The sequence below is a fragment of the Antricoccus suffuscus genome, assembly GCF_003003235.1.
In the GTDB taxonomy this organism is placed as follows: domain Bacteria; phylum Actinomycetota; class Actinomycetes; order Mycobacteriales; family Antricoccaceae; genus Antricoccus; species Antricoccus suffuscus.
Genome location: NZ_PVUE01000025.1, coordinates 16,116 through 41,017 on the forward strand (window position 1 = coordinate 16,116; position 24,902 = coordinate 41,017).

The 24,902-nt window shown below is 64.5% G+C and carries 19 protein-coding genes, 1 pseudogene and 1 riboswitch; of the genes and pseudogenes, 12 read left to right on the top strand and 8 right to left on the bottom strand.

The window, feature by feature from the left end; all coding sequences use genetic code 11:
- Nucleotides 1–55: 55 nt before the first annotated feature.
- Nucleotides 56–1,291, bottom strand: a complete 1,236-nt coding sequence (locus CLV47_RS20005; protein ID WP_106350898.1) for an MFS transporter — start codon at nucleotides 1,289–1,291, stop codon at nucleotides 56–58.
- Between the two features lie 1,042 nt (nucleotides 1,292–2,333).
- Here CLV47_RS20005 and CLV47_RS22815 point away from each other — a divergent pair.
- A pseudogene (locus CLV47_RS22815) lies at nucleotides 2,334–3,386 on the top strand (helicase domain-containing protein); the annotation flags it as partial.
- Here CLV47_RS22815 and CLV47_RS22820 read toward each other — a convergent pair.
- Entirely contained in the window at nucleotides 3,367–3,432 is a 66-nt protein-coding gene (locus CLV47_RS22820; protein WP_420313801.1) for a hypothetical protein, read from the bottom strand. The pseudogene CLV47_RS22815 and the gene CLV47_RS22820 sit on opposite strands and share 20 nt — an antisense overlap.
- Nucleotides 3,433–3,772: 340 nt before the next feature.
- Here CLV47_RS22820 and CLV47_RS20015 point away from each other — a divergent pair, with 340 nt between their 5' ends.
- Nucleotides 3,773–4,780, top strand: a complete 1,008-nt coding sequence (locus CLV47_RS20015; RefSeq protein WP_106350899.1) for an asparaginase — start codon at nucleotides 3,773–3,775, stop codon at nucleotides 4,778–4,780.
- A gap of 28 nt (nucleotides 4,781–4,808) precedes the next feature.
- On the opposite strand, the gene CLV47_RS20020 is transcribed toward CLV47_RS20015, so the two are convergent.
- On the bottom strand, nucleotides 4,809–7,307 hold the full coding sequence (locus CLV47_RS20020; RefSeq protein WP_106350900.1) for a bifunctional FO biosynthesis protein CofGH: 2,499 nt from the start codon (nucleotides 7,305–7,307) through the stop codon (nucleotides 4,809–4,811).
- 296 nt (nucleotides 7,308–7,603) lie between these two features.
- On the opposite strand from CLV47_RS20020, the gene pdhA reads away from it, so the two are divergent.
- Genes pdhA through CLV47_RS20035 form a run of 3 tightly spaced genes read left to right on the top strand, consistent with a single transcriptional unit; the run spans nucleotide 7,604 to nucleotide 11,179 of the window.
- Nucleotides 7,604–8,701: a pyruvate dehydrogenase (acetyl-transferring) E1 component subunit alpha gene (pdhA, locus tag CLV47_RS20025; protein WP_106350901.1), complete on the top strand. Its 1,098-nt coding sequence runs from the start codon at nucleotides 7,604–7,606 to the stop codon at nucleotides 8,699–8,701.
- A gap of 3 nt (nucleotides 8,702–8,704) precedes the next feature.
- The gene (locus tag CLV47_RS20030) at nucleotides 8,705–9,694 is read left to right on the top strand and encodes an alpha-ketoacid dehydrogenase subunit beta (RefSeq protein WP_106350902.1); all 990 of its coding nucleotides are present in this window, start codon (nucleotides 8,705–8,707) and stop codon (nucleotides 9,692–9,694) included.
- 12 nt (nucleotides 9,695–9,706) lie between these two features.
- Nucleotides 9,707–11,179, top strand: coding sequence for a dihydrolipoamide acetyltransferase family protein (locus CLV47_RS20035; RefSeq protein ID WP_106350903.1), 1,473 nt, complete (start codon nucleotides 9,707–9,709; stop codon nucleotides 11,177–11,179).
- 47 nt (nucleotides 11,180–11,226) lie between these two features.
- On the opposite strand, the gene CLV47_RS20040 is transcribed toward CLV47_RS20035, so the two are convergent.
- Complete coding sequence (locus CLV47_RS20040) at nucleotides 11,227–11,694, bottom strand: universal stress protein (RefSeq protein WP_106350904.1); 468 nt, start codon at nucleotides 11,692–11,694, stop codon at nucleotides 11,227–11,229.
- Between the two features lie 183 nt (nucleotides 11,695–11,877).
- Nucleotides 11,878–12,516, bottom strand: a complete 639-nt coding sequence (bluB, locus tag CLV47_RS20045; RefSeq protein WP_106350905.1) for a 5,6-dimethylbenzimidazole synthase — start codon at nucleotides 12,514–12,516, stop codon at nucleotides 11,878–11,880.
- A 43-nt stretch (nucleotides 12,517–12,559) separates the two neighbouring features.
- Nucleotides 12,560–12,754: riboswitch (cobalamin riboswitch) on the bottom strand.
- Between the two features lie 202 nt (nucleotides 12,755–12,956).
- Between bluB and CLV47_RS20050 the strand changes: the two genes are divergently transcribed.
- Nucleotides 12,957–13,835, top strand: a complete 879-nt coding sequence (locus CLV47_RS20050) for a haloalkane dehalogenase (protein WP_106350906.1) — start codon at nucleotides 12,957–12,959, stop codon at nucleotides 13,833–13,835.
- 78 nt (nucleotides 13,836–13,913) lie between these two features.
- Here the strand turns inward: CLV47_RS20050 and CLV47_RS20055 are convergent, their stop codons facing one another.
- From CLV47_RS20055 to CLV47_RS20065, 3 genes are all read right to left on the bottom strand, one after another.
- Entirely contained in the window at nucleotides 13,914–15,230 is a 1,317-nt protein-coding gene (locus CLV47_RS20055; protein WP_106350907.1) for an acetyl-CoA hydrolase/transferase family protein, read from the bottom strand.
- 81 nt (nucleotides 15,231–15,311) lie between these two features.
- Nucleotides 15,312–15,749: a universal stress protein gene (locus tag CLV47_RS20060; RefSeq protein WP_106350908.1), complete on the bottom strand. Its 438-nt coding sequence runs from the start codon at nucleotides 15,747–15,749 to the stop codon at nucleotides 15,312–15,314.
- Between the two features lie 119 nt (nucleotides 15,750–15,868).
- Nucleotides 15,869–17,245: a sensor histidine kinase gene (locus CLV47_RS20065; RefSeq protein ID WP_238145534.1), complete on the bottom strand. Its 1,377-nt coding sequence runs from the start codon at nucleotides 17,243–17,245 to the stop codon at nucleotides 15,869–15,871.
- A 194-nt stretch (nucleotides 17,246–17,439) separates the two neighbouring features.
- On the opposite strand from CLV47_RS20065, the gene CLV47_RS20070 reads away from it, so the two are divergent.
- The 6 genes from CLV47_RS20070 to CLV47_RS20095 all read left to right on the top strand — a co-directional run bounded on the left by CLV47_RS20070 (nucleotide 17,440) and on the right by CLV47_RS20095 (nucleotide 24,833).
- The gene (locus CLV47_RS20070) at nucleotides 17,440–18,339 is read left to right on the top strand and encodes a glycosyltransferase family A protein (protein ID WP_106350910.1); all 900 of its coding nucleotides are present in this window, start codon (nucleotides 17,440–17,442) and stop codon (nucleotides 18,337–18,339) included.
- Nucleotides 18,336–19,058, top strand: a complete 723-nt coding sequence (locus tag CLV47_RS20075; protein WP_202862712.1) for a polysaccharide deacetylase family protein — start codon at nucleotides 18,336–18,338, stop codon at nucleotides 19,056–19,058. Before CLV47_RS20070 ends, CLV47_RS20075 begins: the two co-directional genes overlap by 4 nt.
- 109 nt (nucleotides 19,059–19,167) lie before the next feature.
- Nucleotides 19,168–20,223 carry an iron ABC transporter substrate-binding protein gene (locus CLV47_RS20080; protein ID WP_106350911.1) on the top strand — a complete coding sequence of 352 codons (1,056 nt, stop codon included), beginning with the start codon at nucleotides 19,168–19,170 and terminating at the stop codon, nucleotides 20,221–20,223.
- 21 nt (nucleotides 20,224–20,244) lie between these two features.
- Nucleotides 20,245–21,861 (top strand): ABC transporter permease, encoded by a 1,617-nt coding sequence (locus CLV47_RS20085; RefSeq protein ID WP_238145533.1) that lies wholly within the window; start codon nucleotides 20,245–20,247, stop codon nucleotides 21,859–21,861.
- On the top strand, nucleotides 21,858–22,901 hold the full coding sequence (locus CLV47_RS20090; RefSeq protein ID WP_106350912.1) for an ABC transporter ATP-binding protein: 1,044 nt from the start codon (nucleotides 21,858–21,860) through the stop codon (nucleotides 22,899–22,901). Before CLV47_RS20085 ends, CLV47_RS20090 begins: the two co-directional genes overlap by 4 nt.
- A 48-nt stretch (nucleotides 22,902–22,949) precedes the next feature.
- Nucleotides 22,950–24,833, top strand: a complete 1,884-nt coding sequence (locus CLV47_RS20095; RefSeq protein WP_146135466.1) for a glycosyltransferase family 39 protein — start codon at nucleotides 22,950–22,952, stop codon at nucleotides 24,831–24,833.
- Nucleotides 24,834–24,902 lie beyond the last annotated feature (69 nt).

A 24,902-nucleotide genomic window follows, 5' to 3' on the forward strand; every position in this document is an offset into this window, starting at 1 on the left:
CCGAGACCTCGTGACTACGAAATGCCCATAACTACCGTTGCGGACATTGGCCAACTCACCGAGTCTCGGCTGCGTTCGCTGCGCTCACCGCTCGACGGCCGAGAATTGATCGGCCGGGAATCGCGAGGATCAGCATGATCACGGCCGCGGCAATCCCGAGCCCGACGATCGTGCTGCCACGTTCCATCGTCTGTTTACCCCAGATCAGCGACAGCACCGTCGGGCTGGAATACCCGATGTACACCACGATGTAGAACATCGAGATCAGCGCACCTCGACGCTCGGGTGGCGCGAGCAAATCCGCGACGGTCACGCCGGAGGTCATCGACAGACCGCCGGCGAGGCCAATCACCACGGACGCCGGGAGCACCCACGGCCAGCCGCCCGGCTGTACCGCCAAGTAACCGAGTGCACAGCCAGCGGCGCCACATAGCCCGGCCATCCAGCCGGCGTTACCAGGGCCCAGCCGCTTGGCCCAGATCGTCGCCAGGGCCGCGAAGCCCTGCACCAGCAGCGCACTGACGCCGAGGATGAAGTAGATCTGCACGAACCCGGCCTCGCCGAGCTGGATCGGGAACGCCACCAGCGAGAGCATCGCGAAGGTGTAGACCAGTAACCCGCACGGTACGAGGTAACAGAGAAATCCGGTCACCGTCCCTTTGGGTAGCCCGATCTGGATTCGACCCGGCCGGTGCTCGGTCATCGTCTCGGGAAGGGACCGGGCGATCGCGATTGCGGCGACCACCGCTATCAAGGCGATCACGAACGAGAGGATTCTCGGCAGCGGCAGCCACTGGACGAGGATGCCGGCGACAAACGGTCCGACCGCGAAACCGAAGGCCATGACCCCGCTGGCGCGCATCGCCGCGCCGGCCGCATGTTTCGTGCCGGCGAGCTCACGGAGCCAGACGGTGCCGACGGTGAAAACGGCACCACTGGCGACACCCTGGACGAATCTCGCGATGAGGATCATCGGCTCGCCCCACGCCGCGGCGCCGAGTAACGCGATGATTGCCAGCAGCAGTAGACCCATCGACGGTACGACGACGGCCTTTCGGCCGCGCTTGTCCGACTGCGGCCCACCAATGAGGAAAGCGATCATCAGTCCGATCGCGTAAACGGTGAAGAACAACGTCAAGGTCGTCGTGGACAGCTTCAGATCGACGGTATAGAAGAGCATTACCGGCGATACCGTCTGCGCGGAGTACGCGATCGCGAACAGCGCCAGGCACAGCAACGTCTGTTGTCTACGCGTCCCAACCGCGTCGTTTACGACGCGCGCATTTGCCATAGTCGGACCCTAGTGCACGACGATACGACGCGTGGATCGGCAACCGGCGAGGACGACGTTCATAAAGGACCGACCTTATTAAGTGGACGCCGGATCGCATGCGGCGTAAAGTTTTCCGATTGTGTCGACTGCCCCGGACCAAGCCAGCGCCCTTGAAGAACTCGCCGCCGAACGCGCGCACATGATCCGCTCGGATGAGTGCCTCAACCAGATGCGAGCGGTGGCCGAGGGCGTCGGTGACGCCGGCAGCGACGCGTGGACCTCCGAAGTGCTAGGCCGTTATCGGGCCGAACGGCTGGAGTCACTCAAACGAGACCGGCACGTGCCACCGTTCTTCGGGCGGATCGACTTCGACGAGCGCGCCGACGGACCCGAAGAGACATTCCACGTCGGTCGACGCCACATCCGCGACGAGCAAGGCGATCCCATCGTGATCGACTGGCGCGCTCCGATGTCCGAAGCGTTCTACCAGGCGACCTCGCTCGAACCGCGCGGAGTACGACGGCGACGACGGTTCGGTTTCGCGGACGGCGCTCTCACGTCGTACGAGGACGAAAACCTGCAGGATGCCGTCATCGACCCGCTGACCTCTCAGATTCTGCTCAGCGAAATCGAACGTCCGCGGGTCGGCCCGATGCGCGACATCGTCGCGACCATCCAGCCGGACCAGGACGACATCGTGCGATCGGCGCTCGACGTTGACATTTGCGTGCAGGGCGCGCCGGGCACCGGAAAGACGGCAGTCGGGCTGCACCGCGCGGCGTACCTGCTGTACACCTACCCGGACCAACTCAAGCAGGCGAAGGTCCTGATCGTCGGGCCCAACACCTCGTTTCTGTCGTACATCGGCGCGGTGCTGCCGGCGCTGGGCGAGTTCGACGTCGACCAGAGTTCGGTTGAGCAGATCACCGACGAGGTCACTATCCGCGGGACAGATCGCCCCGAAGCGGCTCGGGTCAAGGGCGAGGCGCGGATGGCGCAAGTCATCGCCAACGCCGTACGCCGCAAGATCACCAAGCCGCGCGAATCCGTTCAGCTGACTATGTCGGGGCGCAAATACCGTGTCTCCGAACATCATTTCGTGCGCTACGTCGACGACATTCGGCGCAGTGACGTCTCGTACCTCGCGGGTCGAGAACGACTGTCGTTAGCCCTCGCCGAGGACGTACGCCGCCAGAAAGAAGCCGGCGGCGGATCGCCGACCGACGCCGAGTTGCGCCGCACGGCGCGCTCGCGCGAGGCGCAGGCTGCCGTGCAGGCAGTGTGGCCGCTGGTCACCGCGCCCGGGTTGATCTTCGAGCTACTCACGAATCCAGACACGCTGGCCGGAGCGGCGCACGGAATCCTCGACGAGAACGAGATCGAACTACTGCTGTGGGACAAGACACCGGCAAGTGTCAAGCGCGCTCGCTGGTCGGTCGCCGACGCCGTACTGGTGGACGAGGCTGCCGGCCTGCTCAATCGGGTGCGTTCGTACGGCCACGTCATCCTGGACGAAGCGCAGGACCTGTCTCCCATGCAGTGCCGGTGTATCGCCCGACGGTGCGTCAACGGCTCGCTCACGGTGCTCGGCGACATCGCTCAAGGAACGACCGATTGGGCGGCGACGTCGTGGGCGCAGACCCTGGAACACCTCGGCCGGCCGCAGGCGCATGTCGAGCCGCTGACGCTCGGCTATCGCGTCCCTGGCGAGGTCATCGACTTCTCCAACCAGCTGCTGCCGCTGATAGCCCCGGAACTCCCGCCTGCCTCGTCGGTACGCCCTGGTCACGGTTCACTACGCATCGAACAGGCCGCCGACATCGAGTCCCGGCTGGCCGAGCTGGTCATCGAGTCGGCCGGCAAGGAGGGTACGACGGCCGTCATCTGCGCAGATGCGAGCGTGACCTCAATCGTGAGCAACTTGGCGGCGCGAGAGATCCGTATCACCGTGCTCGGCGATGGTGACACAGGTCTGATTGACGTCGTACCGTGCTCAATAGTGAAAGGTTTGGAGTTTGATCACGTGATCCTTGTCGAACCGGCAGACATCGTCGAAGCAGAGGACCGAGGCCTCAATCGCCTCTACGTATGCCTCACCCGCGCCGTGGCTGACCTGCACATACTGCACCGCCGCCCGATGCCCGATTTTGAGTGAACAGTGTTCACATTGCCGACGCCCCAACTAGTTTTGCGTAGATCACACCGAACTTCTTTGAGAAGTTCGAATGTTCGGGTTGCTAACTTCCGAAAAGTCTTTAAGGTTAATACCGGAAAACCTCCGGTTGCAGCTCAGACCCCCCGCTGAGTTAAAGCTCATCTCTCCCCCCGTTGAGATTTTGCGAGCCGGAGGTTTTCCCCTTTCTTAACGGCTGTACCTAATGGCCGTCGTGGTCCGATTTGACATACATCAAGTCACCTCCGTTGCCGCGGCACTTATCAGCGCTACCAACGGGTTTGGCACGTGTGCGCACGACATCGGGCGCATGAAACAGTAGGTGCATGGCCAGCACCCCACCGCGACCGCGCGTCCACGTCATTGCGCTGGGCGGCACGATCGCGTCCACCGCCTCCGGAGCCGACACCGGCGTCACTCCCGGGATCAGTGGCGACGACCTTGTGCGCGCGGTACCGGCGATCACCGAGTACGCCGACATCACGACCGAGCAACTCGCGCAGGTCGGCTCGGCAAGCTTGACGGTCGGCAAGATCGTCGTCGTTGCCGAAGCGGCGCGAAGCGCCATCGACGACGGCGCCGTGGGCGTGGTTGTCACGCAAGGCACCGACTCACTCGAGGAGACTGCGTTCGTACTCGCGATGCTGCACGACCGGCCGGAGCCGGTGATCGTCACTGGCGCCATGCGCAACCCCACGCTTCCCGGCGCGGACGGGCCCGCCAACCTGCTCGCCGCCGTTCAGGTGGCCTGCAGCGAGCAGTCCCGAGACTTGGGCGCCGTCGTCGTTTTCAACGACGAGATCCATGACCCCGTCTTCGTGCGCAAGAGCCACACGTCGAGCCCGGCGACGTTCACCTCGGGCCCAGCGGCCGGCCCGATCGGCTGGGTCAGCGAGGGTGACGTCGTACTGCCGCACCGACCGGTACGGCGCACGCCACTGCCGATGCCGTCTGGTGAGATCGCGCCGGTCGCACTTCTTCCGGCCACGCTCGGCGATGACATGCGGCTTCTAGACTTCCTGCGGGAGTGCGGATATGTCGCCGTGGTCATCGACGGAATGGGCGGCGGCCACGTCCCCGAGACCGCGGTCGACGCAATTGCGCGGATCGCCGCGCAGATGCCGGTCGTGATGGCCTCGCGGACCGGTGCGGGCCGCACGCTGCGCCGTACCTACAGCTACCCCGGAAGCGAGATTGCGCTCGCGGGGCTCGGCGTACTGTCCGCCGGCGTCCTGGATGGGCGCAAGGCCCGGCTCGCCCTGTCCCTCCTGCTGAGCGTCGCGTCCAGTGCCCCCATTGACCAACGTTGGCGCACCTTCATCGACGAGATCTGAGAGTCCGCAGGGCGCGGCGGCGGGGGGACTATCGGCGAGCCGCCACAAGACGTTCATCGTCGACGGTGCCGTAGGTGGTGGTGCGCTGACGGGGCGTACGGCCGGCGCCGCGGACCATCGTCTCGAGCTCTTCCACTGACTTGCGCGAACCGTGCATTGACCCCGCCATCCGGCTGATTGTCTCCTCCATCAGCGTGCCGCCGAGATCGTCGACACCGCCGTGGATCACGCGAGTGCACTCCTCGGGCCCGAGTTTGACCCACGAGCACTGGATGTGGTCGATCCGTTCGTGCAGCATCAGCCTGGCGACCGCATGCACGGCTCGGTTGTCGCGCACCGTGGGACCGGGCCGAGCGACTCCGGCCAGATAGATCGGGGCGTTGTTGTGCACGAATGGCAGCGGCACGAACTCAGTAAAGCCGCCGGTCTCCCCCTGCAGGTTGCGCAGCACTCTGAGATGGCCTATCCAGTGATGAGGCTGGTCGACGTGGCCGTACATCATCGTGCTGGTCGTGGGGATGCCAAGCCGATGCGCGGAGGTGACGACCTCGATCCACTGCGCGGTAGGCAATTTCCCCTTGGTAAGCACCCATCGCACCTCATCGTCGAGAATCTCCGCGGCCGTGCCGGGCAACGAATCTACGCCGGCCTCTCGGGCCGCGACGAGGAACTCGCTGATCGAGACGCCCATCCGCGCGGCCCCGTTGACGACCTCCATCGGGCTGTACGCATGCAGGTGCAGACCCGGCGCGCCCGACTTCACTGCCTGCGCGAGCTCCAAGTACGCCGTACCCGGGAGCGCAGGGTCAATGCCGCCCTGCATACAGACTTCGGTCGCGCCTACCGCCCAGGCTTCACGGGCCCGATCGGCTACCTCGCTGAGTGACAGCGAGTATGCATCGGCGTCCGTACGCCGCTGCGCAAATGCGCAGAACCGGCAGCCGGTGTAGCAGACATTCGTGAAGTTGATATTGCGGTTGACGACGTAGGTCACGTCGTCGCCCACGGTGTCACGTCGTACGTCGTCAGCCAGCGCGCACACGGCCTCCAGATCCGCACCATCGGCCGTAATCAACGCGAGCGCCTGCTCGTCGGACAGCGCCGAGGGATTGTCCCTGGCAACCCGCAGAGCCGCGGCGACATCGCTGCCCAACGGCTTAACCGTGGTCGGGACCGAGGCCTTCACGGCCGCCCAGTCGCCATACACCTCGTCGAAGTCGCCTCGCCGGTCCGTTGTCCTGCCCACGGTGTCGATGCTTGCGTGCAGGTCCGTGCGGCCGGTGCCAGCACCGTTTTGCGCCAGACCACCGTCGGGCTCTTGCCACGGCCTGCCTTCTGCGGTTACGTCTGCCGCCAGACCGTCCGGGCCCGCGAGAGCCGCCACGTGTGCACTCAACCGCGGATCGAGCCACGGTTCGCGCAGGTACGGCGGATGAGCCGTCAGCCGCTCGCGCAACGTGAATCCCGCCGCGTCAACGATCTGCGCCAGGGCCTCAATCTCGGGCCACGGACGCTCCGGATTGACGTGATCGGGCGTAAGCGGCGAGATTCCGCCGAAGTCGTCGACACCGGCAGCGATCAGCCGCCGGGTCTGGTCCAGATCGACCAGGTTGGGCGGGGCTTGGACACGCATCCGCGGACCCATCACGACCCGGGTGACCGCCACGGCCGCGAGGAACTCGTCGAGCTCGACGTCCGGGACCGACCGCATCGCGGTGTCGGGTTTTGCCCGGAAGTTTTGCACGATGACCTCCTGCACGTGACCGTGCAGTCGGTGGGAGCGGCGGATGGCGAAAATCGTCTCAGCCCGCTCGGTCAGCGTCTCGCCGATGCCGACAAGCAAGCCGGTCGTGAACGGAACAGACTGGCGGCCGGCATCCTCCAGCACGCGCAGTCGCACCTCGGGATCTTTGTCCGGGCTCCCGTCGTGCGCATGCACCCGGGCGGTGGTCTCAAGCATCATGCCCATCGACGGTGCGACGGGCTTGAGCCGCTGCAACTCCGACCAGGTCATCACACCCGGGTTGAGGTGCGGCAGCAGACCGGTCTCCTCCAGTACCGCGATCGCGCACGCCCGCACATACGACAGCGTGTCGTCGTAGCCCGCCTCGTCGAGCCAGGCGCGGGCCTGCTCCCAACGGTCCTCCGGACGGTCCCCAAGGGTGAAAAGCGCCTCCTTGCACCCCATCGCCGCGCCCTGGCGGGCAATCTCGAGGACCTCGTCAATGCTCAGGTACGCCGACGGCACCCGGCCGGGCACCGTCGCGAACGTGCAGTAATGGCAACGATCACGGCACAACCGGGTCAGCGGTATGAAGACTTTCTTGCTGTACGTGATCAGGCCCTCGCGTGCGGCGTCGATGAGGCCCTGGTCGCGAACTCTGGACGCCGTCACGCATAACTGCTCGAGATCGTCGCCGCGCGCGGCCAACAGGACGGCAGCTTCGCCTACGTCGAGCGACTTCCCGTCTCGGGCTCGAGCGAGCGAGCGGCGCATCGCGCTGGATGTGGGAACCGACTCGTGCATTGGCGCTCCTTCGGCAGGTTTTGCGGGGCCCAGCGAGCATGCAAGCCGCCGCGAGTGGGCCGCTACCGACATTACGTGGTGCGCTGGTGGCCGAATTGGCGCGGTGCAAGTTTGGCAAGCTGCGTATCGGCGACACGACCGGTGGCGCTGGCACTCCGTTGTCTCATATGCTGAGATAGTCCGTGATCACCATCACCGAGTCGCGTCACGCCAGCACGGCCCCATCACGGTCGTCCGTGCGTAGTCGCTTTGCGAATCGTCGCTACCGCGGCCGTCGCGCTAAGGAGTGAAAGCCCATGTCTTTGCATTACGTAACCCCGGAGCCGGTGCCCGACATGGTGCAACTGCTCACGCCCGAGGGACAGCGCGTCGACAACCCCGAGTTCGAGTGGACCTTCACCGACGACGAGATCCGCGGCCTCTACCGCGACCTGGCGATCGTGCGACGAATCGACGTCGAGGCCATGGCGCTGCAGCGGCAAGGCGAACTCGGCATCTGGGCGTCCTGCCTCGGACAAGAGGCCGCGCAAATCGGTAGCGGACGAGCACTCAGCCCTAACGACATGGCGTTTCCGACGTACCGCGAGACCGGTGTCGCCTGGTGCCGCGGAATCGACCCCCTTGACCTCACCGCAGCGTGGCGCGGTCTCAATTACGGCGGGTGGGATCCGATCGAGAAGAAGTTCAACCTCTACACGATCGTGATCGGATCACAGACCCTGCACGCGGTCGGCTACGCGATGGGCGTGCAGAAGGACCATGCCGACGACGCCGTCATCGCCTACTTCGGTGACGGTGCGAGCTCGCAGGGTGATGTCAACGAGGCGTTCATCTTCGCCGCGTCGTACGACGCCCCGGTCGTCTTCTTCTGCCAGAACAACCAGTACGCCATCAGCGAGCCCTTCTCTCGGCAGTCAAGGGTGCCGCTTTACCACCGCGCGGAGGGATTCGGGTTTCGCGGGATCCGGGTCGACGGCAACGACGTACTCGCGTGCCTAGCGGTGACTCGCTATGCGCTCGAGGAATGCCGCACGGGCAACGGCCCGGTGCTCGTCGAGGCCTACACCTACCGGATGAGCGCGCACACCTCCAACGACGACCCGACCCGCTACCGGCTCGCGGCGGAGGTCGAGGAGTGGACACTGCGCGACCCGATCGAACGCGTCAAGGCCTACCTCGTGCGCAACGGCCACGTCACCCAGTCGTTCTTCGACGAGATCGACGCCGAAGGCAACGAGATCGCCACTCGGCTGCGCGCCGGCACCCTGGCAATGGAACCGCCTGCGCTGGAAGAGATGTTTGACTGGGCGTACGCCGAACAGACCGACCTGCTCACCAAACAGCGCAAGGACTTTGTCGACTACAAGGCATCGTTCGTCAGCGAGGAGGCATAGGTCATGGGCGAGAACATCACGCTTGGCCGAGCGCTTAACATCGGCCTTCGCAGGGCGATGGAGGACGACCCCAAGGTACTGCTGATGGGCGAGGACATCGGTAAGCTCGGCGGGGTGTTCCGCGTGACCGACGGCTTACAGAAGGACTTCGGCGAGGATCGCGTCATCGATACGCCACTGGCCGAGTCCGGAATCATCGGCACTGCGGTGGGTCTGGCCATCCGCGGCTACCGGCCGGTCTGCGAGATCCAGTTCGATGGCTTCGTATTTCCGGCGTACGACCAGATCGTCACGCAGGTCGCCAAGATGCACCAACGCACCCGCGGCAAGGTCAAGATGCCCATTGTCATTAGGATCCCGTACGGCGGAGGCATCGGCGCCGTCGAGCATCACAGCGAGTCGCCGGAGGCCTATTTTGCACACACGCCCGGTCTCAAGGTCGTGTCGCCGTCCAACCCTCAAGACGCGTTCTGGATGATTCAGCAGGCAATCGCGTGCGACGACCCCATTGTCTTCTTCGAGCCAAAACGTCGCTACCACGACAAGGCCGAGGTCGACACGTCGGCGCCGCTTTCCGCTGCGCCGCAACATCTTTTCAGCGCGACCGTCGCACACTCAGGCACCGATGCCACGCTGTTGTGTTACGGACCCATGGTCAAAACCTGTGTGACCGCAGCCGCTGCCGCGAAGGAAGAGGGGCGTTCACTGGAAGTGGTCGACCTGCGGACGCTGTCGCCGCTGGACATGGCGCCGATTATCGCCTCGACACGCAAGACCGGTCGGGTCATCGTCGTACACGAGGCGCAAGGCTCACTCGGCATGGGAGCCGAACTCGCCGCCCGAATCACCGAAGAATGCTTTTATGACTTGGAAGCACCGGTGCTACGGGTCACCGGCTTCGATACGCCGTACCCACCCTCACGATTCGAAGAGGACTATCTGCCCGACCTTGACCGCGTACTAGACGGCGTCGACCGCGCCTTCGGATTCTAGGAGGCGCCGCTCATGCCCACGATCAGCGAATTCAAACTGCCGGACATCGGCGAGGGCCTTACCGAGGGCGAGATCGTCAAATGGATGGTCGCTGTCGGCGACACGGTCACGCTCAACCAGCCCATCGTCGAAGTCGAGACGTCCAAGGTCACGGTCGAACTCCCCTCGCCGTACGCCGGTCTCGTCACGGTGCTGCACTATCCCGAAGGCGCTACGGTCGAGGTCGGAGCGCCGATCATCGCCATCGACACCGACCCGGACGGTACGGCGCCGGCGACCCCGGACGCCTCCGAAGGGATGCTGGTCGGGCCCGGGCCAAAGACTGCTTCCACCGCACGACGTGCGCGTCATGGGAAGCCTCCGGGCGTGGCCGAGGCGGTACGAGCGACGAAAACCGCCGTACACTCGGCGTTTGACCCCCCGCCGTCGATATCCGGCATGCCACCGGCCGTGCCGCCGACCCTCGACGCTCCCGCACATCCGGACTCACACGGAGCGGTCAGCACCGACCCCCCGCCGATCGACGCCGCCGTCGATCAGACCGCTCCCACCGACATCAACACCGCGTCCGGCGCCTCAGACGTGCCGGCGCGCCCCCGGGCAAAGCCACCGGTTCGCAAGTATGCCAAGGATTCCGGCGTCGACCTAGCCGCCTGCACGCCTACCGGACCGGGCAATGTCGTGACTCGCGCGGACGTTGACAACTACCTGGCGATGTCCGCCGCCGCGGCGTCCTCGCCTGCTGCTGCGACGATCCACGCCGCTCCCGCGGCCGCGACGCCGACCGGCCGCGAGGAACGCATTCCGGTGAAAGGCATCCGCAAGGCTACCGCGCAGGCGATGGTGAGCAGCGCGTTTACCGCGCCGCATGTCACCGAGTGGATCACGATCGACGTCACGCCCATGATGAAGCTGCGCAAGAAGCTCGCTGCGGATCCGACGTACTCCGGCGTGAAGTTGAGCCCGCTGGTCTTCGTGGCAAAGGCGGTGCTGATGGGGCTGCGGAAGTACCCGATGGTCAACTCCGCGTGGGACGAGCCTGCGCAGGAGATTGTCGTCAAGCACTACGCCAATCTCGGCATCGCCGCGGCCACGCCTCGAGGGCTACTCGTGCCCAACATCAAGGACGCCGACCGATTGTCGCTCCGGGAACTCGCCGATGCGATTGCCACGCTGACAGCCACCGCTCGCGACGGCGGATCCACTGCGGCCGACCTGTCCGGCGGATCGTTTACCATCACCAACGTCGGAGTCTTCGGCGTCGACATGGGTACGCCGATCATCAACCCCGGCGAGGCGGCGATCCTCGCGTTCGGCACGATCCGTGAACAGCCGTGGGTGCACAAGGGCAAGGTCAAGGCGCGGCAGGTGACCACGCTCGGGCTGTCGTTCGATCACCGGATCATTGACGGCGAACTCGGCTCCCACTTCCTCGCCGATGTCGCCGCACTACTCACCGACCCGCGCACCGCGTTCATCATCTAGCGTCGATCCGCAATTGGCCCGCCGGCGTAACGCACGCCCTTCTGACATCACCTCAACGCTCGACCGGCCGCAGCACCGTGATCGACGCCGTTCTCCGGGACGACCACAACCGGCCGGTGCGCACGATGCAGGATCCCTCGCGAAATCGATCCGGTGACCAAGTGATTAAGCATGGCGCCAAGTCCTTGCTCTGGCTTGCCGACGATGATCATCAGCGCATCACGCTTTTCGCATGCGTCCACCAGCAGCCGCACCGGGCTACCCCGTCGCACGTCGTACGTCCATTTAGTTAGGCCGTGCGCACCAAGTACCTCCCGCGCGCTCTCTCGCTCGGCCGAAACTTCACGCTCTGCGCAGGCCTCCCAGTCCAGACCATCCGGATCGATCGGGTAGTCGTCGATACTAAGCACATGAACGATGTTGAGCTCTGCGTCGAGCCGGACGGCGAGCGCCGCGGCGAAGTCAAGCGCGGCGCCGCTGGCAGGGTGCTCGTCGTACCCGACAACTATGTTCACCGCGTCCTCCTCCCACGAGTGAAGGGGTGGGAGCCATCAGTCCGCAGACAGGCCCGATGGACATCCATCGCTTTTCACAGCGTAACCCCCGGATCGGAGCTTGAACGTCGCCTGCACGCGCCGATCATGTCGGGTTTCGCCGACGCCATATGCCCAGACGCGACGTTTAGTTGCACCTAGATGTCAATCGCGACCTGGTTGATACCGGTCAGCGTGGATCGCGTCATGTAAGGGTCGTTTCTGCCGCCAGCCCAGCCGTTCAAGATCGGGTTTTTCCTGGACTCGCGACACCGGGCCGACGCACAGCCAGGCAACCGGCCGGACTGAGGTGGGTATTCCCAGCAGCTCCTGCAAGAAGCTCTCGCGATAGAAGGAGACCCATCCGATCCCGAGAGACTCGGCGGTTGCGGCCAGCCAGAGATTCTGGATGCATAGGCAGACCGAGTACAGGCCGGCATCGGCGATCGCGTGGCGCCCGAGGACGTGCGGCCCGCCGCGGTCGGCATCGTAGGTCACGACGATCCCGAGGGTCGACTCCATAATCCCCTCGACTTTGATGCGCGAGAACGTCTCTCGCCGAGAGGGATCGAGGCTTTGGTCGAACACTTCGCGTTCGGACTCGACGTGTTGCTGGAACTGTCTTCTCATCTGCCGATCCCTTACGAGGATGAAGTCCCACGGCTGGCTGTGCCCGACGCTGGGCGCCGCATGAGCGGCCGCAAGGACGCGCTCTAAGGCGTCGGGCTGAATCGGCTCACCGTTGAATTCGCTACGCACGTCGCGGCGCCGATAGATGAGGTCGTAAAGATCGGATGATGGCATGTGGCTCCCGACAGTTATCCGCGTGATCGCAGCGAAGCGATGCGCGCGGCGGTGGAGCGAGGCCGGTCTTCGGACTTCCCGTCAACGTCAGTCGATCGCCTTCCCAAGTCCGAATCGGACTCAGTGGCTGCGCAAGCGCGAGATCGATGACTCCGGGTCACCGCAGCGGGCCCTGTGCCGGAGTCTCACCGGCTTCCCGATTCTCTCCGTTAGGAGCACCTCGCAGGCTTTGCCGCTGGGTACTCTACCCGGAGACCGGTCAGCAAGCGCGCGACGAGTTCCTGGGGTCGGCCGGACGTACGCCGATCCCGAGTCGTCGCCAGGGCTGCTTTTGCCGACGATCAAGCCAGAAGAAGCGGTCGACAAGGGGTGCTTGCGGGGCGCTAGAGTCGGGTATGCACGGTCAAGGGGGATCGACGCAACTGACGAAAGGTACTCGCATGCCGCTGTCTGACAAGCCACTCGAGAAGAAGTACGCCGACGTACTGGGACAACGGATGGCGTACGCCGAAGCCGGTACCGGCGACCCGATCGTGTTTCTGCATGGCAACCCGACCTCGTCGTACCTCTGGCGCAACGTCATCCCGCATCTGCAGTCACAGGGCCGGTGCATCGCGCCGGACCTGATCGGCATGGGCGACTCGGACAAGCTCCCGGACTCGGCGCCGGGCAGTTATCGTTTCGTCGACCATCGCCGTTACCTCGATGCCCTACTCGAGCAGCTCGGCGTGACCGAACGCGTCACTCTGGTCATCCACGACTGGGGCTCGGCGCTCGGGTTTGACTGGGCTAACCGTCATCGCGACGCGGTCAAGGGAATCGCCTATATGGAGGCGATCGTCCGCGAGGTCACCTGGGCAGACTGGCCAGAGGCCGCCCGCGGCATCTTCCAAGGATTCCGCTCCGACGCGGGCGAGAAGCTGATCATCGAGAAAAACATGTTCGTCGAGCGGGTGCTGCCTGCCTCGGTCCTGCGGACACTCACCGATGCCGAGATGGACGTCTACCGGGCGCCGTATGTGAATCCGGGCGAGGATCGCCGACCGACGCTGACGTGGCCGCGGGAAATCCCGATCGAAGGCGAGCCATCCGACGTGTGCGCGATCGTGGGCGACTACAGCTCTTGGCTCGCGTCGAGCGAGGTACCCAAGCTCTTTGTGAACGCCGACCCCGGGTCGATCCTGACCGGGCCGCAGCGGGAGTTCGCCCGCACCTGGCCCAACCAGCGCGAAGTCACCGTCGCCGGCAACCACTTCATCCAGGAAGACTCCCCAGATGAGATCGGGGCGGCGATCGCCGACTGGTACGCCGGCCTCTAGAACGGCCTCGAGCCGTTAGGCAGCTACCGCTTTCTTGTCGGACGACGCGTTGCGGGTGTGACGAAGCGTCGACAGCGGTCAGGAGACGCCGCGAAGCAGCGCGTCACGGTGATCGGGGTGCGCGATCGCGACCAGCCGCTCGATCCGCTGTTCGATCGTCGCGGCCCGCAGGTCGGCGACGCCGTACTCGGTGACAAACAAGTCAGCGTTGGAGCGCGGCGTCGTGACGATGCCGGTCGCGATGCGCGAGACGATCCGCGACAGTTTGCCTTTGGCGGCGGTGGCGGGAAACGCAATCACCGACCGGCCGCGTTCTGAGGACATCGCGGCCTGCGTGAAGTCGACCTGCCCGCCGACGCCGCCGGCGTACTTATCGCCCATCATCTCGGCGTTGACCTGACCGGTGAGGTCCATCTCGATCGCACTGTTGATCGCCCACAGGTCTGGAAACTGAGCCAATACGGCAGGCGAGTGAGTGTGCTCCAGGGACCGCACGCCGAGGGCCTTGTTCTGGTGCGCCCATTTCACGAGCCGTTCGGTGCCAAATGCGAGGCCGGTCGTCGTAACGCCAGTATCAATTGGCTTGCGCGCATTGGTCACCACGCCCGCTTCAATCAGGTCGACTACCGTATCGCCGATCATCCCGGAGTGGATGCCTAGGTCGCGCCTGTCTGTCAGCGCCGCGCAGAGCGCCTCCGGGATCGCGCCGATCCCCAGTTGCAGCGTCGCGCCATCCGGGATGAGCTCGGCGACATTGCGCGCGACCGCAGACGCTTCTGGGCTCGGCGTACCCGCGGGCCACTCCAGCAACGGTACGTCGGTGTGTACGACGTAGTCGATATCGCTCAACGGCACGAGAGTGTCGCCGTATGTGAACGGCACGTGCGGATTGATCTCCGCGACGACCGTGCGCGCGGCGCGGATCGTCTCGCGCATGAAGTCCGCGAGTAGACCGGTTGAGCACATTCCGTCGGCATTAGGTTCGCTGAGCTGAATAAACACGACGTCCGCATGCAGATGCCCCGAGTTGAACAGAGCCGGCAACGTCGACAGCCGGATCGGCATCGTCTCGACGACACCCTGGCGGCTCAGTTTCGATGTGTCACCGAGACCGCCGAGACCGAAGTAGCGAAACGTGTCGACGTACTCGGCCTTCAGCGTCTCGCCCTTGAGTACGCCGAGGAAGATCGAGAGCCGGTCTTGGCCGTTATTGCTGAGCTCTTGGCGCTGCGCGACTAGGGCGTGCGTCAGCGTGATCGGCTCGGCGGCGCCCTGCCCCCAGACGAGCGTGTCGCCTGGCCGTATGACGCCACTCAGGTCCGGAGCCACCGAGTCGAGCGGGACGGGCCGGTCACTGGTCGGCTTGTTACGGCGTTCGAACGTCGTGCTGGCCATCAATCGTTACTTCCATTCGGTCCTAAGCTGGAAAGTTTGATGCGCTGAACGCATCAAACCTTCCAGTTAAATCTCTAGCTATTACGATTCGTCTCGCTCGCGGGTTACGACGACTGGGCAGCGCGCATGCGCGACAACATGTGAGCTGACCGAACCGAGTACGGCGCCGACAAAGCCACCGTGGCCGCGCGAGCCGACGACGACGAGCTCGGCGCCCTTGGACGCCTCGACCAAGACGTCGGCCGGATGGCCCTGGACGTTTTTCTTGGTCACCACGGCGCCGCTATCACCTATGGCTTCGCTCAGAGCGGCGTCGAGGATCTCATGGGAGTTCGATTCCCAATCGACTGTTTCGACGGCCCCCATCGCAACCCCGAACGACACTGGGACGCTCCAACAGATGATCGCCTCGACCGAAGCGCCGGTCAGAGCCGCCTGCGCGACCGCCCACTTAATTGCATCGACTGAGGCTCCCGAACCGTCTACCCCGACAACGATCCGTCCGCTACCCTGCGCCATCGCGACTCCCTAGGAAGGTGATATCTACTTTGCTGACCCTATGTGGCATGGGCTCCGTCGCCGGAGACCGGGTAGACGGCACCGCGATAGTGGCCACCCGACTCACGAATTCGATCGGCTCAGTCGATGGGGAGGGTCAGCCGGAACCTGCAGTAACCTTCCGGCGACTCGGTCGCAGTCAACGTGCCGCCGTGCGCCCGCGTGTACTCCGTGGCGATGGCCAGGCCCAGCCCGCTGTTACCGCTGCCGCGAGAGCGACTGTCGTCGAGGCGCACAAACCGTTCAAAGATCCTGGTCCGCTCATCAACGGGCACCACCGGGCCGTCATTGTCGATGTCAACGACGGCGGTCGTGCCGTCCGCGGCAACGGTGACCCAAATTCGCGACATAGCGTGCCGGCCGGCGTTATCGAGCAGATTACTGATCACTTGTTCGATCCGCGGCCCGTCGCAATGGAGCCTGATTGGCACTGCGCGCACCACGATCGTATGGACCGAGGCGCCACGGATTCGGCCTACTTCGGTTTCGACGATATCGTCGAGATCTTGTTCCGTTCGCCGTATTTGCACGCCGCGATCGTCCGCCTTTGCCAGCACCAGCAAGTCGTCTACGAGATCTTTCATGCGCTCAGTCTGGGAGGTAAGGACCGGCTGCATGTCACGCCAGGTCTGCCCCGAGGTGTCGGCGATCGCGATTTCGAGCGTCGCGCCCAGCGTCGCAAGTGGGCTGCGCAACTCGTGGCTCGCGTCCGCTGCAAAACGGCGCTGGGCCGCATCAGATTCCTCGAGGCGAGCCAGCATTTCATTCATTGTCTGTGCCAGCCGGGCGATTTCGTCTGCGGTCCGCGGTACGCCGATGCGTTGGCTGAGACTGGCGCGCCGCACCCCGTCGACTTGCTCACGTATCCGTTCGACCTCCCTCAACGCTCGGCCCACGAGAAACCACGTGACGGCCGCAACGAGACCAACGAGCACCGGGAATCCAACGAGAAGGTAGAGCCCTGCGGTGCGCACCGACGCGGTTTGCACATCGACGTCGGCCTGCACATTGACCGCATAGTCCATACCGTGATTGACGAAGCCCACCGACGTGACAATGCTCGGATCTTCGTGTTCGGAGATCTGCGCCGAGTCCGCCGGATAGGTCACCGTTTTGCCGGGCGGCGCGAGGGTCGAGACCAGCGACCGAGTGCGGTATTCGGCGTGCCCGGCCGCAACCACCACGCCGTCGGCTCGGACGATCTGGATCTCAAGACCTTTGTGCCTCAGGTCTTTTGGCAGGCTGTCGGTCGGACTGATCTCTTGGTTGTCGTATCGCGAAGCAATATCTTTTGCCGTCGTCGATGCGGAATTGGTCGCGTCGTTGATGAGAGCTTGCTGCAGGAAGACGAGCAGCAATGCACCTCCCCCCAGCAGTGCGACAAGTACGACGGAGGCCGCGACCAACGTCGCCCGTTTACGCACGCCCCAACGGCGCATGCGCGCGCGCATTCGCATCAACAGCACACCACCTCCACTCCATCAGACGCTACCGTGCCCCACACATTCGCGAAGCGCAGTCGGCCTATTGGCCGTCGCCACGAGCCAGACCTGAGATCAGCCTGAGTGCACCACTTCGGAACAGTGCCATGAACGGGTCGCAGCGTGTTAACTGAGTGCACTGCGTTAATTGCGCTGCACAAGGGGGCACCATGACCGTCGCAAGGTCCGTCGTACGCTCATCGACTCCGACGCTTGAGGTCGCGGACCAGGCAACAACACAGTCCCGCTTCAGCGTGGTCGTCCCCGCCTACAACGAAGAGCACTTCCTCGGCGCGTGCCTCGATTCTCTTGCGGCGCAGGATTTTCCCGGCGACGTCGAGATCATCGTGGTCGACAACAACAGCACCGATGCCACCGCTGCCGTCGCCACCCGCCCCGGGGTCACCGTCATTTCCGAGCCTAAGCAGGGAGTGTGTGCCGCGCGTCAGGCCGGCACGGCGGCCGCCACCGGCGAGATCGTCGTGTCCACCGATGCGGACACGACATTTCGATCCGATTGGCTCTCAACCATCGACCGATCGTTCCGCGAACAGCCGGACCTGACCGCCGTGGCCGGTCCTCCGCACTGGGTCGACGCGCCACGGTGGGGCCGCGTCTACGAACGCGCCTTTTTCGGACTTATACAGGGCTTCTACCGACTCACCGGACGGGTCGCATACGTCTCGGCGGCCAACATCGCATTCCGACGTAACGCGTGGAGAGGGTACGACGTACGCCTCACACAAGGCGGCGATGAGCTCGATCTGCTGCGCCAACTGCACGAGCACGGCACCGTCGTCTATAACCACCGCAACGCCGTACTTACCTCTGCACGACGGATGGATCGCGGCTTCCTCTACAACGTCTTCGTCACCTGCTTTTACTACTACCTACTCGGTTATGCGACCAATCGACTGTTGGGACGTACGGCGATCGGAATGGCCCCGTCGTTTCGCACCGAGCCTCGCCGCTCGCCCCGGCGCGGCGACAGCTGGACGTGGCGACGTCGGACCGCAATCGCGCTTGTAGTCACTGGTCTGGCATGGATCGGCTGGACACTTCTGCTATGAGTGTCCGCCTTCCGAAGGCGCGATCGGGAGCGGCAATCGCCGCCGTCACCGCGACCGCGGCCTATTGGACCACGATGTCGTCGTACTCGCAGCTTTACGGCGCGTTCCCCTACCGAGCTCGGACCCTCGAACGAGTCGTCGCGCTGACATTTGACGACGGACCAAACGAGCCTCACACATCTCGTCTCGCGGACATCTTGGCCACCGAGGACGTACGAGCAACGTTCTTCCAGGTCGGTAGGTGCATCGAACGACATCCCGAAGTCACCGCGCGGCTTGCCGCGGCTGGCCATTTGATCGGCAACCACAGCTACTCGCATCAGTTCCACAGATGCTGGAACGACGCGACCATGCGGCTCGAAATCGACCGTACCCAAACAATGCTCACCGAGATCCTCGGTACGCCGCCGGTCTACTACCGTCCGCCGTGGCTATTGCGTACGCCGTCGCTATTTCGAACGCTCAACGAACGCGGGCTGACACCGATCTCGGGCGAGTTTTGCCACGCGTTCGAGCCGGTGCAGCCTCCGGCAGCCGCGATTGCCCGCCGCGCGCTGGCTAAGGCGCGCCCCGGCGCCGTGCTGATCTTTCATGACGGCTTCGACGGACGTGGCGGAAATCGCGCGCACACCGTGCAAGCGGTCCGCATTGTGATCCGAGAGCTGAAGCGACGCGGCTACCGCTTTGCCACGATCGACGAGTTGCTCGCCGCGGCGTAACCCTTTTTCCGTCACACCCCGTATTGGGCGGCCCAAATGTGTAGTAGCGTTTCTTTCGGTTTGGTAAGCCTTACCGAAATAAGCGACCCGCGATTGGACCACAAATACTATGACCAGATCAAGACCTCTCGTGCTGCTGGCAGCCGTCGTCTCGCTCGCCTTCCTCGCGTCTGCGTGTAGCAGCGCGTCAGGATCCGACGAGTCGTCGACTTCGTCTTCTGCTGCTCTGGACACGTCTGCCGAACTGGTCCTCTACAACGCGCAGCACGAAGATCTTATGCAAACGCTGGTCGACGGGTTCACCAAGGAGACCGGCATAAAGGTCACGATGAAGAACGGCAAAGACTTCGAGTTGGCCAACCAACTCGTTCAGGAAGGCGCCGCGTCGCCGGCGGACGTTTTTGTCACCGAGAACTCGCCCGCGATGACGCTTGTTGACAGTAAGGGCCTATTCGCGCCGGTCGACAAGGCGACCCTCGCGAACGTGCCGTCACAGTTCGTCCCGTCGAGCAAGAAATGGACCGGCTTCGCAGCGCGCGCCACCGTGGTCGTCTATAACAAGGACAAACTCACCAAGGATCAACTGCCAACCTCGATCATGGACCTGAGCAAACCCGAGTGGCAAGGCAAGTTCGGCGTCGCGGCCGGTGGCGCGGACTTCCAGGCCATCGTGAGTGCCGTCCTCGCCGAGAAGGGGACCGCTGCAACCGAGAAGTGGCTGACTGGACTCAAGACCAACGCGAAGATCTACCAAGGCAACGGCGCGGTGATGAAGGCCGTCAACGCCGGCGAGATCGAGGCCGGGGTCATCTACCACTACTACTGGTACAAAGACCAGGCCGAATCCAAGGCCAACAGCGCAAATACCGAGTTGGACTTTCTGGGAAACAAGGATCCCGGCGCGTTCGTCAGTGTCTCCGGCGCCGGCGTACTGAAGTCGAGCAAGCACCCTAAGGAAGCCCAGAAGTTCGTCGAATACCTCACGAGCAAGGCCGGCCAGAAGGCGCTGGCGGGAAGTACAGCGATGGAATACAGCATCGCTAGCGGCGTGGCGTCAAACCCCGCGCTCAAGCCGCTCAACGAGCTGGACCCGCCCAAGCTCGACGTTGCCAAACTCAACGGACCCAAGGTCGTCGAGCTGATGCAGAAAGCCGGCCTGCTGTAGTCCATGGTGCACGACACAACCGTGAGATCCTCGACCGCGCCGCCGGTCGAGGATCTCACGCGTCCGGTCGCGCCGACACCCTCGGCAGACCCCGGCAGCGTGCAGAAGGTACGCCGGCGGCGTAGACACCCACCGATGCTGGTGGCCGCCGCTATCGTCGTCGCCGCCATTGCTCTCATCCCACTGGGATTCATCCTCGGCTACACGATCAGCATCGGGCCGAGCACTGCCGCGCAGTTGATCTTCCGGCCCCGTATCGGCGAGCTGCTCTGGAACACCACCCGGTTGACGGTCGGCGCCATGACGTTATCGATTGTGCTCGGGGTCAGCGCCGCTTGGCTGGTCGAACGCAGCAACCTGCCGTTTCGGCGTACCTTGCACATCCTGCTGGCCGCGCCGCTGGCGATCCCGGCGTTTGTCAACAGCTACGCCTGGATCTCGGTCCTGCCCGGCGCCAATGGCTATTCTGGGGCACTGCTCGTCGTCACCCTGTCGTACTACCCGCTGGTCTATCTTCCCGCCGTCGCGGCATTGCGCGGTCTCGACCCGGCGCTCGAGGAGACCGCTGCGGCTCTCGGGCTGAGCCGGTGGCGCACCTTCCTGCGGGTCGTCGTGCCCCAGCTGCGGCCGGCCGTATTCGGCGGCTGCCTCCTCGTCGGCCTACATCTGCTGGCCGAGTTCGGTGCACTGCAGATGGTTCAGTTCCCGACCTTCACGACCGCGATCTATGACCAATACCAGTCGACGTTCAACGGTCCGGCCGCCAACATGATCGCCGGCGTACTCGTGCTGTGCGGTCTGCTCCTCGTGCTCGGCGAACTGCGGCTCCGCGGCCGCGCACGCTATGCGCGGGTCGGCCGCGGGTCGGCCCGGCCCGCGGTACGCGCACGGCTGGGTCGGCTCCGCATACCCAGCACCCTTTATGTATTCGCCATCGTCGCGGTCGGCGTCGGCGTACCGGTCGGGAGTCTCATCTACTGGTTGTCGGTCGGCGCATCCACGCATGTTGACACCTCCCTACTCATCACGACAACGATGACCTCCGTCGGGTACGCCGCCGCGGCGGCCGCGGTTGCCGTCGTATTCGCCACTCCTGTTGCATGGCTGTGTGTCCGGCACCCCGGCAAGCTCAGCACCGTGCTGGAGCGCAGCACCTACTTCGGCAACGCGCTACCCGGGATTGTCGTTGCGCTTGCGCTGGTCACGATCACCATCCGTGTCGCTCCAGCGGTATATCAGTCCGCGCTTGTGGTCATCATCGCCTACATCATCCTGTTCTTGCCCCGCGCGATGGTCAACATGCGCTCTGCGCTCGGCCAGGCGCCTCCGGTGCTCGATGACGTGGCGCACTCCCTGGGGCTCAGCCGTTTGGGGACGTTTCGCCGAGTCACGCTGCCCCTGATCGCTCCGGGGATCGGCGCCGGCGCCGCGTTGGTATTCCTTGCGGCAGTGACCGAACTGACCGCGACCCTGCTGCTGGCTCCGATCGGGACGCGTACTCTGGCGACGCAGTTCTGGAGCTTCAGCGACAGCATCGCGTACGGGGCAGCCGCGCCGTACGCCGCCGTCATGATCCTGATCTCCGCGCCTGCGACGTTTTTGCTCACCCGTCACGCCCGTTCAGGACTCATCGAATGACACCGCTAGACATCGAGGGCATCACCAAGTCATTCGGCACGACTCAGGTGCTGCATGGCGTCGACTTGCACGCGCCCGAAGGCGAGCTCACCGCGATCCTCGGTCCATCCGGGTGCGGAAAGACCACGCTGCTCAGGCTGATCGCGGGATTCGACGAGCCCGACGCGGGCACGATCTCGATCGGCTCGACGATGGTCGCCGGACCGCGCGGCGTCGTACCACCGCAGCGCCGCCGTGTTGGCTACGTACCGCAGGAAGGGGCACTGTTTCCGCACGTGAACGCCGCCGCCAACATCACCTTTGGGCTGCCACTGCGCCAGCGCCGCGGACGGCACCGTGTCGAGGAACTGCTTGAGCTCGTCGGACTTGCTCCTGAGGTCGGCAAGCGGTTTCCGCATCAGTTGTCCGGCGGCCAGCAGCAGCGCGTCGCCCTCGCACGGGCACTGGCGCCGTCGCCATCCTTGGTGCTACTCGACGAACCGTTTTCATCGTTAGATGCCGGGCTACGCAACCAAACTCGGCGCGCCGTGGCCCGGGCACTGCGCGAATCCGGCTCGACCGCGGTCCTCGTCACGCACGATCAGGACGAGGCGCTGTCGATGGCGACACAGGTCGCGGTCATGCGCGGCGGCCGGCTCGTGCAGGTGGACTCGCCAGAAGGTATCTACACCCGCCCGCACGACGTCGCGGTAGGCCGTTTCGTCGGGGACGCCATAGCGCTACGCGCCAAGATCGTCAGCGGCGTAGCCGAATGCCCGCTCGGCCGCATCCCTGTCGCCGGCGACGTACCGGATCATCCCGCACGCGACATCCTGATCCGCCCTGTACAGGTAAAACTTCACTCAGCTAACAGCGCAAACGCCGTCCGCGCCGAGGTCATCGAGGTGGCGTACTACGGCCACGACGCCGACGTCCGGCTGCGACTGACAGACTCCGATCACGTTGTGCACGCCCTAACGCCCGGCCACGACGTGCCGGCAGTGAGGTCCATCGTGTACGCCGCCGTCGACGGTGAGGCGTTGGTCTTTCCCAGCGAGTAGCCGCATTCGCTCAGCATCTCCTCAGTGGACCTGCGGAGGATTAGCGGTGTGGCAGATTTGCTTGCACCTCCGCGAGACCGCTCCGACCCGACCCGATCTCGGGCGCCGGGCGGGACTGGGCCGACCCTATCGGCGCCGCCCGTGACCGGGCCCGCGCCGCGTTGGGTCACCCCATCGCTCATTGCGCTGCTGGTGCTCACCGCGGTGCTGTATCTTTACCGGCTCGACGTCTCCGGGTACGCCAACTCCTACTATGCCGCCGCCGCGCAGGCCGGATCGACGTCCTGGAAGGCATTCTTCTTCGGTTCGCTCGACGGCGGCAATCTGATCACCGTCGACAAGCCGCCGGCGGCCCTGTGGTTCATGGCATTGTCCGTGCGGGTTTTCGGCCTGAGCAGCTGGGCAATTCTCGTTCCCCAAGCACTGATGGGTGTGGCCACCGTCGCTCTGCTGTTCTTCACGGTGCGTCGCTGGAACGGTCCGGTCGCCGGGATCATCGCCGCCACGACGTTGGCGGTCACGCCGGTCGCGACCCTGATGTTTCGGTTCAACAATCCCGATGCGTTATTGACACTGCTCGTCGTCGCTGCGGCGTACGCAACTGTGCGGGCGATCGACTCCACAAAACGGCGATGGGTCTATCTCATCGGAGCACTCATTGGCCTTGCATTTCTGACCAAGCTCCTCCAGGCATTCCTCGTCGTACCGGCGTTCGCGTTGACCTATTTAATCGCCGCGCCCATCTCGCTGAAGGCGCGAGTCCTGCAACTGTTCCGCGCCGCAGCGTCCATGGTCGTGGTTGCCGGGAGCTGGCTGGCGGCCGTCGGGCTGACGTCACCGGCTAACCGGCCGTGGATCGGGAGCACCGCCACCAACAGCATCTGGGACCTGACGATCGGCTACAACGGGCTCGGCAGACTCACCGGGAACGAGGTCGCCGGCGGCAAGCAGGTCGCGGGCGGTTCGGGCAGTGTGCTGCGGATGTTCGGTTCGCGGATGCTCGTCGATGCCTCATGGTTGCTCATAGCCGCCGTCGTCTCGCTCGCAGTGGGACTTTGGTTGACTCGTAAGGCAGGCCGCACCGATCGGACGCGAGGTGGCCTGATCTTGTGGGGGACGTGGTTGATCACCTGCGTCGTCGTGTTCTCCGGCATGTCGGGAATCTTCCATACGTACTACGCGATCGAACTGGCGCCGGCCGTCGCCGCGCTGTTCGGGATCGGCGCCACGATCCTCTGGAAACAGCGCCATCGACCAGGCATCGTCTTCGCGATCATCGTGACCATCGGCCTGACCACGGCGTGCGCGGTCGCGGCTTTTCTGGTCAACCAGGGATTCTTGCCGTGGCTCATGTGGTCCATCCTGGTGCTCGGTTTGGCCTGCGTGATCGGCTGGGCGGCACCACTTCTGATGCAGATGCCGCCGACGTACACGCATCGTGCCCCCAAACTCCTCGCGATCGCGACGATCGTGACCTGCCTTGCCGGGCCCACGGCCTTCTCGATATCGACCGCGAACTCCGGCCACGTCGGATCGTCGGTGTCGGCCGGTCCCAACGGCACGGGCCGCGACGTGACCAATAACTTCGACTGCGCCGCACTCGCCCCGATGCTCAGCAAGAACAGCTCTCAGTTCCAGTGGGTCGCGGCGGCGAGCCGCGTGCGCATCCCCGAGGGCTGCCAGCTGGCCACGAAACTGCCCGTGATGTCGATCGGCGGTTTCTACGGACACGACCCCGCGCCGACCTTGCGCCAGTTCGCGAATTTGGTGAGCGAACACGCGGTGCATTACTACCTCGAATATCCAGGCAAAGTCTCGCGCGCCGCGGGTCCGGCCTCACAGATCCAGGCGTGGGTGCGGACGAACTACAAGGGGGTCCGAATCGATGGGATCAACGTCTACGATCTGACCGCCCCGCGCGCGGCTCGCTAGAGCGACACCGTCGTACGCCAGCAATATTCTCAGGCAACGCTCAGAATTATGCCGGACCATGAGAATTGT

Coding starts and splice junctions, on each gene's coding strand:
- bluB (WP_106350905.1), bottom strand. CDS start 12,516: ATGCCATCATCCGATCTTTACGACCTCATCTATCGGCGCCGCGACGTG.
- CLV47_RS20035 (WP_106350903.1), top strand. CDS start 9,707: ATGCCCACGATCAGCGAATTCAAACTGCCGGACATCGGCGAGGGCCTT.
- CLV47_RS20050 (WP_106350906.1), top strand. CDS start 12,957: ATGCCGCTGTCTGACAAGCCACTCGAGAAGAAGTACGCCGACGTACTG.
- CLV47_RS20005 (WP_106350898.1), bottom strand. CDS start 1,291: ATGGCAAATGCGCGCGTCGTAAACGACGCGGTTGGGACGCGTAGACAA.
- CLV47_RS20020 (WP_106350900.1), bottom strand. CDS start 7,307: ATGCACGAGTCGGTTCCCACATCCAGCGCGATGCGCCGCTCGCTCGCT.
- CLV47_RS20060 (WP_106350908.1), bottom strand. CDS start 15,749: ATGGCGCAGGGTAGCGGACGGATCGTTGTCGGGGTAGACGGTTCGGGA.
- CLV47_RS20055 (WP_106350907.1), bottom strand. CDS start 15,230: ATGGCCAGCACGACGTTCGAACGCCGTAACAAGCCGACCAGTGACCGG.
- CLV47_RS20065 (WP_238145534.1), bottom strand. CDS start 17,245: ATGCGAATGCGCGCGCGCATGCGCCGTTGGGGCGTGCGTAAACGGGCG.
- CLV47_RS20070 (WP_106350910.1), top strand. CDS start 17,440: ATGACCGTCGCAAGGTCCGTCGTACGCTCATCGACTCCGACGCTTGAG.
- CLV47_RS20080 (WP_106350911.1), top strand. CDS start 19,168: ATGACCAGATCAAGACCTCTCGTGCTGCTGGCAGCCGTCGTCTCGCTC.
- CLV47_RS20015 (WP_106350899.1), top strand. CDS start 3,773: ATGGCCAGCACCCCACCGCGACCGCGCGTCCACGTCATTGCGCTGGGC.
- CLV47_RS20090 (WP_106350912.1), top strand. CDS start 21,858: ATGACACCGCTAGACATCGAGGGCATCACCAAGTCATTCGGCACGACT.
- pdhA (WP_106350901.1), top strand. CDS start 7,604: ATGTCTTTGCATTACGTAACCCCGGAGCCGGTGCCCGACATGGTGCAA.
- CLV47_RS20075 (WP_202862712.1), top strand. CDS start 18,336: ATGAGTGTCCGCCTTCCGAAGGCGCGATCGGGAGCGGCAATCGCCGCC.
- CLV47_RS20030 (WP_106350902.1), top strand. CDS start 8,705: ATGGGCGAGAACATCACGCTTGGCCGAGCGCTTAACATCGGCCTTCGC.